General features: G+C 53.4%; 1 rRNA gene. It reads right to left on the bottom strand.

From position 1 onward, the window contains the following. Positions 1–1,286: ribosomal RNA gene (locus H8S20_RS06610) — 23S ribosomal RNA — on the bottom strand; the annotation flags it as partial.

The raw sequence follows: 1,286 nt of genomic DNA, 5'->3' as shown, positions 1-1,286 counted from the left end.
ACTTACACCTCTGACCTATCAACCTTGTGTTCTTCAAGGGGTCTTACTAGCTTATGCTATGGGAAATCTCATCTTGAGGTAGGCTTCACGCTTAGATGCTTTCAGCGTTTATCCCTTCCCGACTTAGCTACCCAGCTATGCTCTTGGCAGAACAACTGGTACACCAGAGGTCAGTCCATCCCGGTCCTCTCGTACTAAGGACAGCTCCTCTCAAATTTCCTACGCCCGCGACGGATAGGGACCGAACTGTCTCACGACGTTCTGAACCCAGCTCGCGTGCCGCTTTAATGGGCGAACAGCCCAACCCTTGGGACCTACTACAGCCCCAGGATGCGACGAGCCGACATCGAGGTGCCAAACCTCCCCGTCGATGTGGACTCTTGGGGGAGATCAGCCTGTTATCCCCGAGGTAGCTTTTATCCGTTGAGCGATGGCCCTCCCACGAGGTACCACCGGATCACTAAGCCCGACTTTCGTCCCTGCTCGACTTGTAGGTCTCGCAGTCAGGCTCCCTTCTGCCTTTGCACTCTTCGAACGATTTCCGACCGTTCTGAGGGAACCTTTGGGCGCCTCCGTTACTTTTTAGGAGGCGACCGCCCCAGTCAAACTGCCCACCTAACAATGTCCAGTCACCAGATTCATGGCGTCCTGTTAGAACCCCAGTACTGTCAGGGTGGTATCCCAAGGGTGACTCCACTAAGGCTGACGCCCTAGTTTCCCAGTCTCCCACCTATCCTGTACAGACAATACCGAGATTCAATGCTAAGCTGCAGTAAAGCTCTACGGGGTCTTTCCGTCCAATCGCGGGTAGCGAGCATCTTCACTCGCACTACAACTTCGCCGGATTTGCAGTTGAGACAGTGCCCAAGTCATTACGCCATTCGTGCGGGTCAGAACTTACCTGACAAGGAATTTCGCTACCTTAGGACCGTTATAGTTACGGCCGCCGTTTACTGGGGCTTAAGTTCACACCTTCGCTTGCGCTAAGTGTTCCCCTTAACCTTCCAGCACCGGGCAGGCGTCAGCCCCTATACATCAGCTTGCGCTTTAGCAGAGACCTGTGTTTTTGCTAAACAGTTGCTTGGGCCTATTCTCTGCGGCCTGCTCTCGCAGGCACCCCTTCTCGCGAACTTACGGGGTCAATTTGCCTAGTTCCTTAACTGCAATTCTTCCGCCGGCCTTAGGATTCTCTCCTCATCTACCTGTGTCGGTTTGCGGTACGGGCACTACTTCTCTCTCTAGATGCTTTTCTTGGAAGCATGGAATCATGTACTTCGGTCAAATTG

The sequence above is a fragment of the Clostridium hominis genome, assembly GCF_014287825.1.
GTDB lineage: Bacteria > Bacillota > Clostridia > Clostridiales > Clostridiaceae > Clostridium > Clostridium hominis.
The sequence above is the reverse complement of the archived record's forward strand: the minus strand, read 5'-3'. Positions and strand labels throughout refer to the sequence as shown.